The 14,895-nt window shown below is 73.2% G+C and carries 16 protein-coding genes; 4 read left to right on the top strand and 12 right to left on the bottom strand.

Features of this window, described 5'->3' with window-relative positions; translation table 11 throughout:
* Positions 1 to 72 precede the first annotated feature (72 nt).
* Positions 73 to 525 (top strand): NUDIX domain-containing protein, encoded by a 453-nt coding sequence (locus tag ACZ6TV_RS07765; protein WP_465296381.1) that lies wholly within the window; start codon positions 73 to 75, stop codon positions 523 to 525.
* A gap of 51 nt (positions 526 to 576) precedes the next feature.
* On the opposite strand, the gene ACZ6TV_RS07760 is transcribed toward ACZ6TV_RS07765, so the two are convergent.
* Both ACZ6TV_RS07760 and ACZ6TV_RS07755 read right to left on the bottom strand, forming a co-directional pair.
* Positions 577 to 1,215, bottom strand: coding sequence for a response regulator (locus ACZ6TV_RS07760; RefSeq protein ID WP_465296380.1), 639 nt, complete (start codon positions 1,213 to 1,215; stop codon positions 577 to 579).
* Positions 1,212 to 2,312: a sensor histidine kinase gene (locus tag ACZ6TV_RS07755; RefSeq protein ID WP_465296379.1), complete on the bottom strand. Its 1,101-nt coding sequence runs from the start codon at positions 2,310 to 2,312 to the stop codon at positions 1,212 to 1,214. The genes ACZ6TV_RS07760 and ACZ6TV_RS07755 overlap by 4 nt, the downstream gene beginning before the upstream one ends.
* 124 nt (positions 2,313 to 2,436) lie before the next feature.
* Here ACZ6TV_RS07755 and ACZ6TV_RS07750 point away from each other — a divergent pair, with 124 nt between their 5' ends.
* Complete coding sequence (locus ACZ6TV_RS07750; RefSeq protein WP_465296378.1) at positions 2,437 to 3,345, top strand: ABC transporter ATP-binding protein; 909 nt, start codon at positions 2,437 to 2,439, stop codon at positions 3,343 to 3,345.
* Positions 3,342 to 4,127, top strand: coding sequence for an ABC transporter permease (locus ACZ6TV_RS07745; protein ID WP_465296377.1), 786 nt, complete (start codon positions 3,342 to 3,344; stop codon positions 4,125 to 4,127). The genes ACZ6TV_RS07750 and ACZ6TV_RS07745 overlap by 4 nt, the downstream gene beginning before the upstream one ends.
* Here ACZ6TV_RS07745 and ACZ6TV_RS07740 read toward each other — a convergent pair.
* Positions 4,102 to 4,278 (bottom strand): hypothetical protein, encoded by a 177-nt coding sequence (locus ACZ6TV_RS07740; RefSeq protein WP_465296376.1) that lies wholly within the window; start codon positions 4,276 to 4,278, stop codon positions 4,102 to 4,104. The genes ACZ6TV_RS07745 and ACZ6TV_RS07740 overlap by 26 nt on opposite strands.
* A gap of 122 nt (positions 4,279 to 4,400) precedes the next feature.
* Between ACZ6TV_RS07740 and ACZ6TV_RS07735 the strand changes: the two genes are divergently transcribed.
* Complete coding sequence (locus ACZ6TV_RS07735) at positions 4,401 to 4,694, top strand: cytoplasmic protein (RefSeq protein WP_465296375.1); 294 nt, start codon at positions 4,401 to 4,403, stop codon at positions 4,692 to 4,694.
* Between the two features lie 43 nt (positions 4,695 to 4,737).
* Here the strand turns inward: ACZ6TV_RS07735 and ACZ6TV_RS07730 are convergent, their stop codons facing one another.
* From ACZ6TV_RS07730 to ACZ6TV_RS07690, 9 genes are all read right to left on the bottom strand, one after another.
* Positions 4,738 to 6,165, bottom strand: a complete 1,428-nt coding sequence (locus tag ACZ6TV_RS07730; protein WP_465296374.1) for a glycoside hydrolase family 43 protein — start codon at positions 6,163 to 6,165, stop codon at positions 4,738 to 4,740.
* Positions 6,166 to 6,176: 11 nt separating this feature from the next.
* Positions 6,177 to 7,529 carry a family 43 glycosylhydrolase gene (locus ACZ6TV_RS07725; protein WP_465296373.1) on the bottom strand — a complete coding sequence of 451 codons (1,353 nt, stop codon included), beginning with the start codon at positions 7,527 to 7,529 and terminating at the stop codon, positions 6,177 to 6,179.
* The gene (locus ACZ6TV_RS07720; protein WP_465296372.1) at positions 7,526 to 8,980 is read right to left on the bottom strand and encodes a family 43 glycosylhydrolase; all 1,455 of its coding nucleotides are present in this window, start codon (positions 8,978 to 8,980) and stop codon (positions 7,526 to 7,528) included. The genes ACZ6TV_RS07725 and ACZ6TV_RS07720 overlap by 4 nt, the downstream gene beginning before the upstream one ends.
* Positions 8,977 to 10,362 carry a glycoside hydrolase family 43 protein gene (locus ACZ6TV_RS07715; protein ID WP_465296371.1) on the bottom strand — a complete coding sequence of 462 codons (1,386 nt, stop codon included), beginning with the start codon at positions 10,360 to 10,362 and terminating at the stop codon, positions 8,977 to 8,979. The genes ACZ6TV_RS07720 and ACZ6TV_RS07715 overlap by 4 nt, the downstream gene beginning before the upstream one ends.
* A 180-nt stretch (positions 10,363 to 10,542) precedes the next feature.
* Positions 10,543 to 11,613: a hypothetical protein gene (locus ACZ6TV_RS07710; protein WP_465296370.1), complete on the bottom strand. Its 1,071-nt coding sequence runs from the start codon at positions 11,611 to 11,613 to the stop codon at positions 10,543 to 10,545.
* Positions 11,614 to 11,642: 29 nt separating this feature from the next.
* Positions 11,643 to 12,836: a hypothetical protein gene (locus ACZ6TV_RS07705; RefSeq protein ID WP_465296369.1), complete on the bottom strand. Its 1,194-nt coding sequence runs from the start codon at positions 12,834 to 12,836 to the stop codon at positions 11,643 to 11,645.
* Positions 12,833 to 13,354: a SigE family RNA polymerase sigma factor gene (locus ACZ6TV_RS07700; RefSeq protein WP_465296368.1), complete on the bottom strand. Its 522-nt coding sequence runs from the start codon at positions 13,352 to 13,354 to the stop codon at positions 12,833 to 12,835. The genes ACZ6TV_RS07705 and ACZ6TV_RS07700 overlap by 4 nt, the downstream gene beginning before the upstream one ends.
* A gap of 88 nt (positions 13,355 to 13,442) precedes the next feature.
* On the bottom strand, positions 13,443 to 14,006 hold the full coding sequence (locus tag ACZ6TV_RS07695; protein ID WP_465296367.1) for a DUF488 domain-containing protein: 564 nt from the start codon (positions 14,004 to 14,006) through the stop codon (positions 13,443 to 13,445).
* A gap of 66 nt (positions 14,007 to 14,072) precedes the next feature.
* On the bottom strand, positions 14,073 to 14,858 hold the full coding sequence (locus ACZ6TV_RS07690) for a methyltransferase domain-containing protein (protein ID WP_465296366.1): 786 nt from the start codon (positions 14,856 to 14,858) through the stop codon (positions 14,073 to 14,075).
* Positions 14,859 to 14,895 lie beyond the last annotated feature (37 nt).

Below are 14,895 nucleotides of genomic sequence, written 5' to 3'. Positions count from 1 at the left end.
CGAGATTAACGCATCGCGCCCCGCCGCAGTACCGTCCGTCACGTCCGGCGGCGACCGACCTAAGATCTGCAGATGCCTGGTGAACGGTTCCGTGTTGCCGCCGCTGTGTACGGGATCCTCCGCGACGGGGACGGGTCGGTGCTGCTGCTGCGGCGGGCCGGGACGACCTTCCGGCACGGGCAGCTCAGCCTGCCCGCCGGGCACCTCGACGGCGCCGAGGACGCGGTCGCCGGGCTCGTGCGGGAGCTGCGGGAGGAGTTGCGCGTCGAGGCCGACCCGCACAGCTGCCGCCTCGCGCTGCTGCTGCACTCCGCACCCGAGGACGCCGACGACAGCGAATACTTCCACCTGTTCTTCACCGTCGACCGCTGGTCCGGCGAACCGGTGATCGGCGAGCCCGCCAAGTGCAGCGAGCTGCGCTGGACCGACCCGGCCGCGCTGCCGCCCGACGTCGTCGACTACGTGGCCGACGCCCTCGCCGCCATCGCCCGCGGCGAGACCCTCGCCCTGCGCGGCTGGCACTGAGCTACGGCCCGGCGGCGACGACCGTGGACGCTCGACACCGGCTGCTGACGGTCAGACGAGACCGGCCTCGTAGGCGGCGATCACGAGGTGGACCCGGTCGCGGGCGCCGAGCTTGGTGAACAGGCGGGCGACGTGGGCCTTGGCGGTCGCCGGGCTGATGAACAGCGCGGCCGCGATCTCGGCGTTGGACAGGCCGCGGCCGACGAGGACGAGCACCTCGCGTTCCCGGCCGGTGACCGGCGACAGGGCGGCGTGGGCGCGGTGCGGCGCCTGGACGAACGCGTGGATGAGCCGGCGCGTGACGGACGGGGCGAGCAGCCCGTCGCCGGCGGCGACGACCCGGATCGCGGCCAGGATCTCCTCCAGGGCCATGTCCTTGACCAGGAAGCCGCTCGCCCCGGCGCGCAGCGCGCCGAAGACGTACTCGTCGTCGTCGAACGTGGTCAGGACCAGTACCCGCGGCGCGGCATCAGCGGCGGTGATCCGGCGGGTCGCCTCGATGCCGTCCACGCCCGGCATCCGGATGTCCATGACGACGACGTCGGGGCGCAGGCGCTCGACGGCCGTGATCGCGTCGGCGCCGTTGCCGGCCTCGCCGAGCACCGCGATGTCGGGGGTCTCGGTCATCAGTACCCGCAGACCGGCGCGGATCAGGGGCTGGTCGTCGACGAGGACGACCCCGATCGTCACGGTGCGCCCGCCGGGGACAGCGGCAGCCGCGCGGCGACCCGGAAGCCGCCCTCGGGGCGCGGGCCCGCCTCGAGGGTGCCGCCGAGCAGCCCGGCCCGCTCGCGCATGCCGGCGAGGCCGTAGCCGTCGCCGGGGTGCGCCGTCTCGGTGCCGTCGTCGCACACCTCGAGGCTCAGCTCGTCGGTGTCGTAGCGGATGCTGACCCGGCAGGTCTGGACGCCGGCGTGCCGGACCACGTTGGTCACCGCCTCCTGGACGATGCGGAACGCGGACAGGTCGATGTCGGGCCGGACGGGCCGGCGGTCGCCGAGCCACCGGACCTCCAGGTGCAGGCCGGCGCCGCGGACGGTGCCGGCGAGACGCTCCACGTCGTCCAGGCCCGGCGGCGGGCCGAGCGGGGCGCCGCGCAGCGCGCCGAGCGCCTGGCGCAGCCCGGCGAGGGTGTCGCGGCTGGTCAGCTCGATCGCGTCGAGCGCGCGGCGGGCCTGCGCCGGCTGCGAGTCCAGCACCCGGCTGCCGACGCCGGCCTGGATCGCGATGACGCTGATGCTGTGCGCGACCATGTCGTGCAGCTCCCGGGCGATGCGCAGCCGCTCGGCGGTGACGGCCTGCTGGGCCAGTGCCGTGGCGTGTTCGGAGCGCTGCCGGATGAGCGTGCCGGCCATCCAGGCGGTGGCGAGCATCAGCGTCGCGAGCATGACGGCGCTCTCGGCCGCCCGGCCGCGCAACGGGTTCACCTCGATGACGGCGACCTGCACGGCGAGCGCCGCGCCGGCCGCCCACGCGGACCGGCGCGGCGTGGTGCGGGCGGCGACGTAGCCGACCGCGGCGTCGACGGTGATGAACTGCATGTCGCGGACGTCCCGGAAGTACCCGTCCTCCATCGACTGCATCGTGCCGGTGATGACGGCCGTGCCGAGCAGCATCAGGCCGAGCCCGGCCGCCGGCAGCCGCCGCAGCAGCACCGCCGGCACCGCGACGACGAGGAACGGCAGCAGGTACCGCAGCAACGGGAACCAGGACGGGTCGTGCACGCCGGTGCGGACGGCCGCGAACACGACGAGCGGATAGGCGAGCAGGCAGGCCCAGCGCAGCACCGGCCCATCGTATTGGCCGGCCGTCCCCGAGCGCATTGGCCCGTGGGCGTACGCCCCGGGGCGCATCCCGACCGCTCGGGTGCGGCGCGCGGGCCGATGCGCCACCGGCGGCCCGGCGGGCACGGTGGGTGTCGTGATCGAACTCAACGGGTTGACGAAACGCTACGGGGCGGCGACTGCGGTCGACGGCCTCACCCTCACCGTCCGGCCGGGCGTCGTGACGGGGTTCCTCGGGCCGAACGGCGCCGGCAAGTCCACGACGCTCCGCATGATCATGGGTCTGACCCGGCCCACCGGCGGGACCGTCACCGTCGGCGGCACGCCGTTCCACCGGCTGTCCCGCGGGCTCCGGCACGTCGGTGCCCTGCTCGACGCCGCCGACGTGCACGGCGGACGTACCGCCGGCGCGCACCTCACCGCCCTCGCCGTCAGCAACCGCCTGCCGCGCGCCAGGGTCGGCGAGGTGCTCGCCGAGGTCGGCCTCGACGGCGTGCGGCACCGCCGCGTCGGCGGTTTCTCCCTCGGCATGCGGCAGCGGCTCGGCATCGCCGCCGCGCTGCTCGGCGACCCGCCGGTCCTGCTGTTCGACGAGCCGTTCAACGGCCTCGACCCGGAGGGCGTGCTGTGGGTGCGGCGGCTGTTCCAGCGCCTCGCCGCGCAGGGCCGCACCGTGTTCGTCTCCAGCCACCTGATGCGCGAGATGGAGCACACCGCCGGCGAGCTCGTCGTGATCGGCAAGGGTTCACTGGTCGCGGTGGGGAGCGTCCGGGACCTCACCGCGCCGAGTTGCACCGTCCGCACCCCGTCCTCGTCGGCGCTCGCCGGGCTGCTCTCGTCGGCGGGGGCCACCCTGCTGTCCCGCGGCGCCGGGACGCTCACCGTCGCCGGCCTCGGCGCGGACCGCATCGGCGAGCTCGCCGCGGCCGCCGGCGTCCCGCTGTCCGGGCTCACCGAGCACCGGCCGTCGCTGGAGGACGCGTTCCTGCGGCTGACCGCCGGCCAGGCCGAGCACCGGTCGGGAGGCACCCGATGACCGCCCGCTTCCGGGACCTGCTCGCCGCCGAGTGGATCAAACTGCGGTCGCTGCCGTCCATCCCGTACGGCCTGCTCACGCTCGCCCTGGTCGTCATCGGTATCAACGCCAACGGCGCCCGCGTCGACGCCGGCGTGCTGCGGCACACGGAGCAGCCGCACTTCTACGCGCTGAAGGACGCGTTCAGCAACAGCGGCGTCCTGATCCTCATGCTCGGGTGCGGCGGCATCGGTGCGATCGTGGTCGTCAGCGAGTACAGCAGCGGCCTCATCCGCACGACGTTCGCCGCGGTCCCGGCCCGGGTGTCCGTGATCCTCGCCAAGGTGCTCGTCGTGGCCGCCGTGGCAGGCCTCGTGGGCGTGCTGATCGCGGCCGTCTCGTTCGGCGTCAGCCAGTCGATCCTGGGCGGCCACGGCGTGTCCGCCGGTGACCCCGGCGTCCTGCGGGCCGGGCTGGGGACCGCGCTGATGGCCCCGGTGTCCGCCCTGACCGGGCTGGCCCTCGGCGTCGTCGTCCGGCACAGCGCCACGACCGTCGTCGGCACCACCGCGCTGCTCATCATCGTGCCGAACTTCTTCGACGACCGCCGCGACGCCCTGCAGGCCGCCGTCGCGCACGCGCTGCCTTACGGCGCGTGGCAACGCCTCGTCAACATCGACCCGCAGCACACCATCCCGGGCGAGCACGTCGCCTCCGTCCCGCAGTCGTTCGCCGCGCTGGCGGTGTGGGCAACGGCCGCCGCGGTCCTCGCTCTGCTCACGATCCGCCGCCGCGACGTGTGACGCGCTCCGCCAGGGCGGCCGCGAGGAGGGCGCGGGCGGTGCGGCGCACGGTCTCGGCGGCCTCCTGCCTGCTCTGCCCGGCGATGTCGGTCAGCCAGATCAGCGTCTCGATGCCGGTGGCGGAGCGGACGGCGACCGCGAGCGCCCGCACGTCGACGCCGGACCCGTCGCGGCGCAGCGGCTCGAGGGCGTGCTCGATCCAGCCGATCGCCCGTCCCTGTCGTCACCGACCCGGAGCTCTACAGCGTCCTGTTCGAGAACGAGCGGGTGCGGGTGCTGCAGTATCGCGACCACCCCGGCGACCGCACCCATCCCCACAGCCACCCCGACAGCGTCATGGTCACGCTGGCCGCGTTCCAGCGCCGCGTCTCCAGCGGCGGCCGCCAGGCCGACATCTCCCTGCCCGCCGCCCAGGCCCGCTGGGTCGGCGCCCAGGAGCACACCGGGGAGAACATCGGCACCACCGACACCCACGCCGTCTTCGTCGAGCTCAAGGAGCCGTCACCGGTCCCGCCGCCGGCGGTGGCCCCGCTCGGCCCGGCCGCCGGCGGGACCGGGGTGGGGTGAAGCGGCCGGCGCCCCGCGACGGCGGGCGCCGGCCGCGCTCTCATCAGGTGGTGATGCGGAAGGTCGCGTCGGAGCGGCCGGTGGCGTCGGTGATCGGGTCGAGGCGCAGCAGGTAGTTGCTGTGGCGGATGTACCTGTCGGGGAAGTTGTACGACTGGAACGACGACCAGGCGCTGTTGGCGAGCCCGGCGACCTGGCGGAAGGTGGCGTCGCCGGCGAAGGTGGTGGTGCCGTCGTTCGCCGCCAGGACGAAGTCGTAGCTGTAGTGCCGCAGGTAGTAGCCGGGGAAGTTGACGGACTGGAAGGAGACGGTGCCGGTGCCGGCGAGGCCCGGCACGACACGGAACTGGGCGTCCTGCGCGGGGCTCACGTTGGCGTCGATGCGGACGTCGTAGTTGCTGTGCCGCACGTAGCGGTCCTGGAAGTTGTAGGACTGGATGCGGTTGACCGTGCTGGTGCTGGGCCAGCGGTTCAGGACGCGGGTCTCCTCGGCGGCGGTGAGGTTGAGGATCGCGCCGTGGCGCTTCTTCGTGCCGCCCATGGCGTAGGAGCCGGCCGCCGGGATCTGGTAGGCGGACGGGCTGGACGGGTTGCCGGTCAGCACCGGCATATAGCCGCGGCCCGAGGCGTACTGGTCGAGGTACAGCGCCCACGAGTTGCCGGTGTTGAACTTGACCCACATGGGGCCTTCGACCTGCGCGCCGGTGAGGCCGATGCCCGACAGGTTGCCGAGCGTCGTCCACGTGCCGAGGATCGAGTTGCTGCCCTCGATGGTGATCTGGCCGTCGCCGGACGTGCGGACGTAGCGGTAACCGCCGACCCCGGCCGGCACCTCGACGATCTGCGTGTCGATGATCTCCTGGCCGCCCGGCCGGGTGATGTACGGCTGCGGCGTCGTGATCGTGCGGAAGTTCGACGTACGGGCGGAGTAGATGCGGTGTTTCGTGGCACCGTTCAGCGGCACGTTCGTGGCCCAGTAGAGGACGTAGTCGTTGGTCGCCGGGTTCCAGATCGCCTCGGGCGCCCAGGCGTTGCGGCCGTCGGGGATCGCGCCGGCGACGTTGAGCAGCCACGGCGCGGACCAGGCGACGAGGTCGGTGGACTCCCACACGACGAGGTTGCGGCTGCCGTTGTTGATGGACGTGGACCAGTCCTGGCCGCAGCCGATGCACAGGTCCGTCGCGATGATCCAGTACCGGTCCCCGGCGGGCGAGCGGACCAGGGCGGGGTCGCGCACCCCGCGGGTGCCCACGTTGGACTGCAGGACGAGGCCGCCATTGTTGAGGTCGGTCCAGCGCAGCCCGTCCTTGCTGTGCGCGAGGTAGATCTGCTGGGCGGTGGACGACTCGCCGGTGAAGTGGGCCATCAGGTAGCCGGTGAACGGGTCCAGCGCGGCGGCGGGTCCCGGGAAGGCGAGCAGCAGGCTCGCGGTGAACAGCGCCGCGACCGCGCGGACGAACAGTTTGCGCATGACGCTCCTGATCAGAGAGAAACAGACACGGGGCGGATGGTGCCGTCGGCGTTGAACGACAGCAGGTCGATGACGGTCTCCCGGTTGGTGCCGTCGCCCGCCGGCACCGCGAAGCGGTGGTAGGCGATGTACCAGGTGTCGGTGCCGGGCGCCTGCACGACGGAGTGGTGGCCGGTGCCCTTGATGCCGGCGTCGAGCCGCTTCTGCAGCACCACGCCGCGCTTCGTCCACGGCCCGAGCGGCGACGATCCGGTCGCGTACGCCACCCGGTAGTCCTCGCTGCGGGTGTCGTTCTCCGACCACATGAAGTAGTAGGTGCCGTTGCGTTTGAACACGAACGACCCCTCGTTGTAGCCGGCCGGGGTGACGACCCGGACCTGCGCCGGGTCGAACGACGTCAGGTCGGCGTCGAGCCGCACGGCGCGGGCGACGCCCTGGCCCCAGTACAGGTAGGACTGGCCGTCGGTGTCGGTGAACACCATCGGGTCGATCGCCTGCCCGCCGCTGAACTGGTCGCCGCGGACCAGGGGCCGGCCGAGGGCGTCGCGGAACGGCCCGGCCGGGCTGTCGGCGACCGCGACGCCGAGCTGCTTCGCCCCGGTGGCCGCACCGCCGCTGAAGTACAGGTAGTAGCGGCCGTCGCGGGTGGCGACCGCGGGCGCCCACGCCGAGTTGTCCGCCCACGACACGTCCGGGCCGAGGTCGAGGACCACGCCGTGGTCGGTCCAGTTCACCAGGTCGGTGGAGGAGAACGCCTTGTAGTAGGGGCTGCTCCAGCCGGCGTACCCGTCGGTCGTCGGGTACAGGTAGTAGCGGCCGTTGAAGACGGTGAGGTGCGGGTCGGCGAACAGCCCGGGGATCACCGGGCCTTTCGTGGTCTTCGGTGCCCACGGCGCGCCGATCCGGAACGAGCTGTCCGCCTTGAAGGCCGCCGTGTCCTGGAACGGGTCGAGCCACAGCGCGAAGTCCCGGTGCCGGATGCGGCGGGACGGGTAGTTGTAGGAGGTGAACGCCACCGAGCCGGCCACGGACCCGTCGGCGGGGCAGAAGGTCGCGTCGGCGCGGAACGTGGGATCGCCGGTGTTCGCGTCGACCCGCAGCCGGTAGTCGCGGTGCCGCAGGAACAGCCCGCTCTTCGTCTGCAGCGAGTAGCACGCCGGGGACGCGAGCCCGTTGACGACGGTGAACGTGGCGTCCGCCTTCGTCTGGGCGGTACTGGACGCGGACACCGGATCGAGTTGGCCTTGTCGCACGTACCGGCCGGGGTAGTTGACGGATTCGAAGGAGTGCGCCCCCGTGGTGACGGTGGGAGCCGCCAGGGCCGGCGTACCGGCGAGCAGCAGGGCGACGGCGAGGGTCCTCATGCGACGAGCCGGAACGTCGCGTCGGCGCGGGCGGTCGCCGTGCCGACGGGGTCGAGGCGCAGCAGGTAGTTGTAGTGGCGGATGTACCGGTCGGGGTGGCTGTAGGACTGGAACGACACCCCGGTCGCGTCGGCGAGGCCGGCCACCTGCCGGAAGCTCGCGTCGGCGGCGAACCCGGCGCTGCCGTCGTTGCGGACCAGCGAGAAGTCGTGGTTCGAGTGGCGCAGGAAATAGCCGGGGAAGTTCGCCGACTCCAGCGAGACGTATCCGGTGCCGCCGGTCAGCCCCGGCACGACCTTCCACTGCGAGTCCGCGGCGGGGGTCACGTCGGGGTCGATGCGCGCGTCGTAGTTGGCGTGCCGCACGTACCGGTCCGGGAAGTTGGCCGACTGCAGCCGCCACGTCGTCACGGCGGGCCCGGCGGGCTCACCGGACGGCGGCGCGAGCACGGTCCCCGTGGCGACCGGGACGCCGAGGTTCGGGGTGCCGTCGGCGTTCCAGCTGATCCGCTGGATCCGGGTGGTGCGGGTGGATCCGCAGCCGTCGGAGGCGGAGGCGTTGGCGTGGTAGACGATCCAGTCCTCGGTGCCGTCGGGCGACTTGAAGAACCCGTGGTGCGCGGGCCCGTAGACGCCGGCGGCGTCGTTGCGCTGGAAGATCGGCGTGGACTTCTTCACCCAGGACGAGGCGGCGAGGACCGCGCCGCCGGTGTACGCCAGCTGACCGATCTTGTAGTCGGGGCCCTGGCAGGCGCTGGCGGAGTAGGTGATGAACGTGCGACCGCCGTGCTGGATGGCGACGGGCCCCTCGTTCATCGGGGTCCCCTGCCGTTCCCAGGACAGCAGCGGCTCGGAGATGGCGGTGCGGGCGCCGGTGACCGTCCACGGGTTGCTCATCGCGGCGAGGTAGATGTGCGGGTCGCTGTCGCGCCACAGCACGGTCGGCACGCCGGACCACATGAAGTAGAGCTGGCTGCCGATCGTGACGACGCTGCCGTCGATGCCCCACCAGTTGTTCGACCCGAAGACCACGCCCTTGTACGTGTACGGGCCCATCGGGTCCAGGCCGGCGCTCTCCAGGACGTGCACGCGCTGGCCCTCGATGTCGCCGTTGCCGGCGGAGTAGTAGACGTACCAGCGCTGCCCGTTGGGACCGTCGAGGAGATGGAACTCCGGCGCCCAGATGTTGCGGTCCCGCCCGGCGGCGTGCGCGCTGAACACGGCCGTTGGGGTGGTGCTCTTCAGCTGGGCGATCGTGGGCGCCTTCCGCATCGTCAGCGGGCCGCTCCACGGCGTGGTCATCAGGTAGTAGTTGCCGTTGTACCAGGTCATGAACGGGTCCGGGCCGGAGCTGTTGAGCGGGTTGGTGAACGCCGGGCCGGCGTCCGCTCGTACCGGAGCGGCGAAAACGGCGAGCAGGACCGCGGCGACGACGAGCAGCGCCCGCTTCACGACGTGACCTTGAACGTCGCATCCTGCCGGTCGCCGGCGCTGGAGGAGCCGCTGAGCGGGTCGATGCGCAGCAGGTAGTTGGCGTGGCGCAGGTAGCGGTCGGGGAAGTTGTACGACCGGAACGACGACCACGTGGCGTCGGCGAGGCCCGCGACGCGGGTGAACGTGGCGTCGGCGCGGAACGCGGCGGTGTTGTCGTTGGCGTCGAGCCGGACCTCGTAGTTGTAGTGGCGCAGGTACCGGGCCGGGTAGTTCACCGACTGGAACGACACGCCCGCGCTGTCGGCGAGGCCGGGGACCATCTTCCACAGCTGGTCCTGGTGGGGGTCGAACGGGTACGCGTCGAGCCGGGCGATGTTGTCGGCGTGCCGCACGTACCGGTCGGGGAAGTTCGACGACTTGAGCCGCACCCAGGCCGGCAGGCCCCACCGGGAGACGAGGCCGTTGTACTCCGCGGCGGTGATGCCCACGATCGAGCCGTGCTTGGCGTTCAGCGGGGGCGTGTAGTCGCGCTGGTTGAGCACGGTCCAGGCGCCGCCGCCGACGTTGCTCGTCGACCAGGCGTAGTAGTCGTTGTTGACGGGGCTGAACGAGTCGCCCCACAGCCACCACCCGGAGCCGCTGTTGCTCTTGACGAGCATCGGCGCCTCCATGGCATTGCCCTGCTTCAGGCCGCCGGTGTACGTGGTGAAGCTGTTGGCCGCGCCGGTGGACGAGCGGGCGCCGTAGGTCAGCCCGTTGCCGAGGTTCTTGTAGTACAGGTAGAAGGTGGAGCCGTCCACGACGACGTCGCCGTCGAGCACGGCGAAGCCCGGGCTGAAGTAGACCTGGTTGGCGCTGACCGTGCGGAAGTCCGAGGTGTAGTTGACCATGAACACGTCGCTGCCGTTGTTGGCGGAGTAGACGATGCCGTACTGGCCGCGCGAGGCGTCCCAGAACGCGGTCGGCGCCCACGTGTGCGTCGCGAGGTTGTGCATCCTGACCCGCCGGTAGCCGGTGAAGCTGGTCAGGTTCGCCGAGTCCCACACGTGCAGGTACTGGTTGTTCTGCCCGAAGTCGGTGCCGTTGAGGTCGGTGGCGAGGATGACGAACGTGCCGTCCTGCTTGCGCAGGATGAACGGGTCGCGCAGGCCGAGCGTGCCGGCGGTCGGGGTGACGACGGGGTTGTTCTGGTTCAGCGGCGACCAGTTGAGCCCGTCGGTGCTCACCGCGACGTGCAGGCCGTAGTTGGCGCCGCTCTGGTTGGGCGTCTCGGTGAAGTAGACGAAGGCGTAGGCGGTGTTCGCGGCGGCGGCCGCCGAGGGCGTGGCGGCGACCCCGACCGCGGCGGCCGCGGCCGACAACCCGGTGAGCTGGACGAAGGTACGACGACGAAGGTGCACGGTGGCAGACCCTTCCTGAGGATTGTTAGCGCTCACAATTTGCGCCCGGCAAAGTCCCCGTGTACGTGGCGGATCGGGGCAACGCGTGAACGGCCGCTTTGGCGGGACGGCCGTCGATGCGTGATGCTTGCAGCAGATGTTAGCGATAACACTTCTGGTGTCAACCCCTGCCGGGGAGGGTCAGCAGCCGCGCCAGACCGCCAGCTGCGCGCCGAGGTCGTCGTGGCGGACCGTGCCGATCAGGGTGTGACCGTCCGGGCCCACCCAGTCGATCATGCTCGGCGCGGGGTCGGGCATCGGCATCGGCAGCACGAACGGCACGCCGTCGCGCCACACGGCGGAGCGGCCCGTGCCGTCGATCGCGCCGGCGGTCACGCCCGACGCGCCGACCGCCATCGGGTTCACCATCTTGTCGAGCACCTCGACGGCGCCGGTGTGCAAGTTCCACCGCACGCCACGGTCCGGGTGGGCCGGGTCGTCGACCAGTTTCCCGTCCCGCTCGACGGTTTCGGCCTCGGCCCAGCCGAGCACCCACGCGCCGGACACCGCCCGCGCGTCGGCCTTCAGGTAGCCGGCCGGCACGGCGAGGGCCGTCTCGGCGCCGTCCGCCGCCCAGCGGAACCCGTGCGGGAGGTCGCCCGCGTTGCCGACCACGACGCCGTCGTCGGTGACGCCGACCGCCTTCGTCGAGCGGGTGCCGACGGTCAGCAGCGTCGCCGCGGAGGCGCCGGCCGGCCACAGCACCGCCCGCTCGCCGCCGGCCTTGAGCCTGGCCGTGCCGGCGACGTCGCCGCGCGCGTTGATCCCGGTGGCGGACGTGGCCGCCGCGGCGGCGGGCACCGGCAGCGGGACCAGCTTCCCGTCGCGGATCACGACCGCCTGCTCGCCGGAGACCCCGGGCGGGCGGCGCGTCCCGGCGATCACGCCGGCGGCATTGACGCCCGCGACCGTGACGTCCTTCGCGGCGGTCAGGAGCTGGGGCTGCCCGCCGTCGGTCCACAGCATCGCCCCCATCTCCTTGGCGTTGTGGTTGGGGACGGCGACCACCAGCCGGCCCGCCGGGTCCACGGCGCGGATGTCGAGCCCGTTGGCGTCCGGCGGCAGCGGCAGCGGCGACGACCCGCAGGCGCTCGGCGCCGCCGTCGCCGCCACGCCCGGCGCGGCGACCGGCGCCGGGGGCTCGTGGCGGTCGCAGCCCGCGAGCCCCGCCACCAGTACCACCGCGGCCAGCACCTGTCGGCTCCTGCGCATTCCTGTGGTCTCCTCTTCCTCGCCCACGATCAACAGGTCCAGCGGGTGTTGTCGTACTCGTCGTTCTTGTCGCCCTCGAACCAGCTGGCCACGATCGTCGTGCCGTCGGCGGTGATGCCGGCGCGCCACACCGCCGGACGCGCCGGGTCCGGCGGCGGCAGCGACGTGACGCCGCCGTCGTGCCAGAGGGCGAGCCCGGGCGAGCGTTCCGTGGCCCTGCCCAGCACGGTCCCGGCGGCGCTGACGGCGTACGGCGTGAACAGCCCAAGCGACTCGACGGCACCGGTGCGCAGGTTCCATCGCGCGTGCCACGGTCCGGGCTCGTCCGGGTCCCGGGGGCGGGTCACCGGCGCCGGGCCGGCCGCCCAGTCGCCGCCGGCCGCGGTGACGGACCCGGCCGCGCCCTTCGCCAGGGGTGCGCCGCCGCGGCCGTCGACGCTCCACCGGTACGCGGCGGTCGCCCCGTCGGGTGCCTTGCTCGTGCCGACCACCACGCCGTCGTCGGTGACACCGGTGACCTGCGCCGTGCGGCCCTCGCCGGCGGACGGCTCGACGAACCCGCCGGCGGCCGGCCAGATCAGCCCGACGCCCTTGCTGTCGCCGAGCATCGCGTAGCCGACGGCGTCGCCGCGGGCGTTGACGGCGACCGCGTCGCTGGCGGTCGCGCCCGCCGGCAGCGGCAGCTGCGTGACGGTGCCGTCGCGGAACCGGGCCGCGCGCCGCACGCCGCCGGCCTCGCGGGTGTTGCCGACGACGGTCCCGTCGCGGTTGACGGCGTTCGGGGAGAACTGCGCCGCCGCGGCCGGCCGGCCCGGCACGCCGTCCTTCCACAGGACCAGGCCGGTCACGGACTGCGCGGAGCCGTAGCCGCCGGCCATGTACCGCCCGGTCGGGTCGACCGCGTGGACCGCCCACTGCCCGGCGGACAGGCCCGGCGGGACCGGGACCGCGGCGGCGACGCACTGCAGCGGCGCGACCGACCGGCTCGGCGGGACCGGCGGCCGGGTCGGGTTCACCGCGGGCGGCCCGCCGTCCGGCCACTGCGGCTGGGACGCGAACGCCACCCCGGCGACCAGCACGACGGCGACCGCGACCCCGGCGGCCATCCTGATCCGCCCGCGCCGGACCCGCCGCCGGACGGTGACGAGCACGTCGTCGGCGAGCAGCCGCACCGGCGGCGCCTCCCGCGCGGCGTGGGACCGCAGCACCTCTTCGGGGTTCACGCGGGCCTCCTCATCGGCTGTCCGGTGCGCGGCGTCGCCTCGAACAGCTCGCGCAGCGTCCGCAGCGCCGTCGACGTCTGCGCCTTGACCGTGCCTTCCGAGCGGCCCAGTACCGCGGCGACCTCGGCGACCGGCATGTCGCACAGGAACCGCAGCACCACCACGATCCGCTGCCGCTCCGGCAGCCGGCGCAGCGCCTGACCGACGAACAGCCGCTCGTCGACCTGCCCGATCGCCGCCTCGACCGCGGTGTCCGGTGGGGTGTCCCGCAGGAACACCCGCGTCCACGGGCGGCGCTGGTCGCTCAGGCAGGCCCGGACCACCATCGAGTGGACGTACGCGTCGAGGTTGTCGACCTCACCGCGTCTCCCCCAGCGCTTGTACAGCGTGGTCAGCGCGTTCTGCACGGCGTCCTCGGCCCGGTCCCGGTCGCCCAGGACCAGCCACGCGACCCGGTGCAGGCGAGGCAACTGCGCCCGTACGTACTCGACGTACTCGTGCTCCTCGTCGACCCGCACCCGCGTCGTCCCCCTCCGATGGCCCACGTTCCACCCCGGTAGACGCAAGCGGTGGCCGCGGAGGTTTAGCCGACTTTTCAGCAGCGGATCATAGGCCGGGCAGCGTCTGCTTGTCGTCGTACACGGGCCAGCCGTCCTCGCCGCGGCGGACCCCCTCGGTCAGCCGGTGCGGCTGCCGCGTGCCGGCGTCGAGCAGGTGCTCCACGACCGCGCCGCGCATGACGAGCGCGTCCGCGACGAGCATCCGGTGACAGTGCCACCACAGCGTCTCGGCGCACAGCACCGCGGGCCGCTCGGCCGTCGCCCCGCCGATCAGCTCGTCGACGGCGGCCCGGAACTGCGGGGTGTCCATGTGGTCGGCGTACGCGGCGAACTGGGCGCTGCGCAGCGCGGTGTGCCGCGTGCCCGGCCCGGATCCGCGCCGGCCGCCGAGCGTCTCGCCCTTCCACGTGTACCGCAGCCCGGCGCCGGTCACCGCCTCGGCGAGCGCGTCCCGGCCGAACTGCGGATGCCGCCGCGACCCCGGGAAGCGCCGCACGTCGACCAGCGTGCCGACGCCGGCCCCGGCCAGGATGTCCAGCAGCGTCCCGATCGGCCGCGCCCCGTGCCCGACCGTCCAGACCCGCACCGGATCGTTCCCAGCCCTGCCCACTGACGACACGCTACCCCGGCCCGGTCCGGTCGATGAGGCGCCCGATGCCGGGCACGGGCAGGACGGTCAGCGGCGGCCCCACGCCGAGATCATGGGTGAGGTGGCGAGGTCGAGGAGGCCGGCCTCGATGTTGGCGAGGTGGGCGTCGATCTCGGCATCGGTGGCGAGGCCGGCGACGGTCAGGTGGCCGCGGATCTGGCGGACCGTGGCGTGCTCGAGGGCGGCGCAGGCGGGCCCGGTGACCGGGAAGTACGCGTCGGCGGCGACGTCGGTGAGGCCCGCGGCGCGCAGCAGTCGCGGCAGCGTGCGGCCGTAGCCGAGGTCGACGCCGCGGGCGGCCATCAGGGTGCGGAAGTCGTGCTTGAGCTTGTTGGCCAGGCGCTGCGCCGGGCCGGACTCGTCCGGGCAGACGAGGGGCTGCAGCGCCGGGTCGGCCTCCTCGATCAGGAGCCAGCCGCCTGGTCGTACCGCCGCCGCCATCGCCGCGAGGGCACGGTCGCGCTGCGGGACGTGGACGAGGACCAGGCGGGCGTGCACGAGGTCGAACTGTTCCGCCGGCGGCGGGTCGACGCCCACGTCGTGGCGGGCGACCTCATACCCGGCGCCACCCGTGGTCCAGGAGACGTCGATGTCGGTGGCGAGCACGTGGCCGGTGGGACCGACCCGCCCGGCGAGCCACGCCGGCACGCTCGTGCCGCCGGCGCCGACCTCCCAGCACCGCCAGCCGGCACCGATCCCGAGGGCGTCGATGTGCCGGAACGTCGACGCGTCGAACAGCGCCGCGAGGGCGCCGAACCTGGCACCGGCCTCCTGCTGCCGGTTGTCGAGCAGATACCCGCCTTCGTCGCTCACCCGAGCATCATCGCAGCCGGGGCCTTACATTGGTGGG

The organism is Dactylosporangium sp. NPDC051087 (genome assembly GCF_055586325.1).
This window is presented reverse-complemented; position numbering and strand designations above follow the sequence as displayed.

What these genes read in the sequence shown, in the direction of transcription:
- ACZ6TV_RS07730 (WP_465296374.1), bottom strand. Translation starts at nt 6,165, where the DNA reads ATGCGCAAACTGTTCGTCCGCGCGGTCGCGGCGCTGTTCACCGCGAGC.
- ACZ6TV_RS07745 (WP_465296377.1), top strand. Translation starts at nt 3,342, where the DNA reads ATGACCGCCCGCTTCCGGGACCTGCTCGCCGCCGAGTGGATCAAACTG.
- ACZ6TV_RS07710 (WP_465296370.1), bottom strand. Translation starts at nt 11,613, where the DNA reads ATGCGCAGGAGCCGACAGGTGCTGGCCGCGGTGGTACTGGTGGCGGGG.
- ACZ6TV_RS07765 (WP_465296381.1), top strand. Translation starts at nt 73, where the DNA reads ATGCCTGGTGAACGGTTCCGTGTTGCCGCCGCTGTGTACGGGATCCTC.
- ACZ6TV_RS07725 (WP_465296373.1), bottom strand. Translation starts at nt 7,529, where the DNA reads ATGAGGACCCTCGCCGTCGCCCTGCTGCTCGCCGGTACGCCGGCCCTG.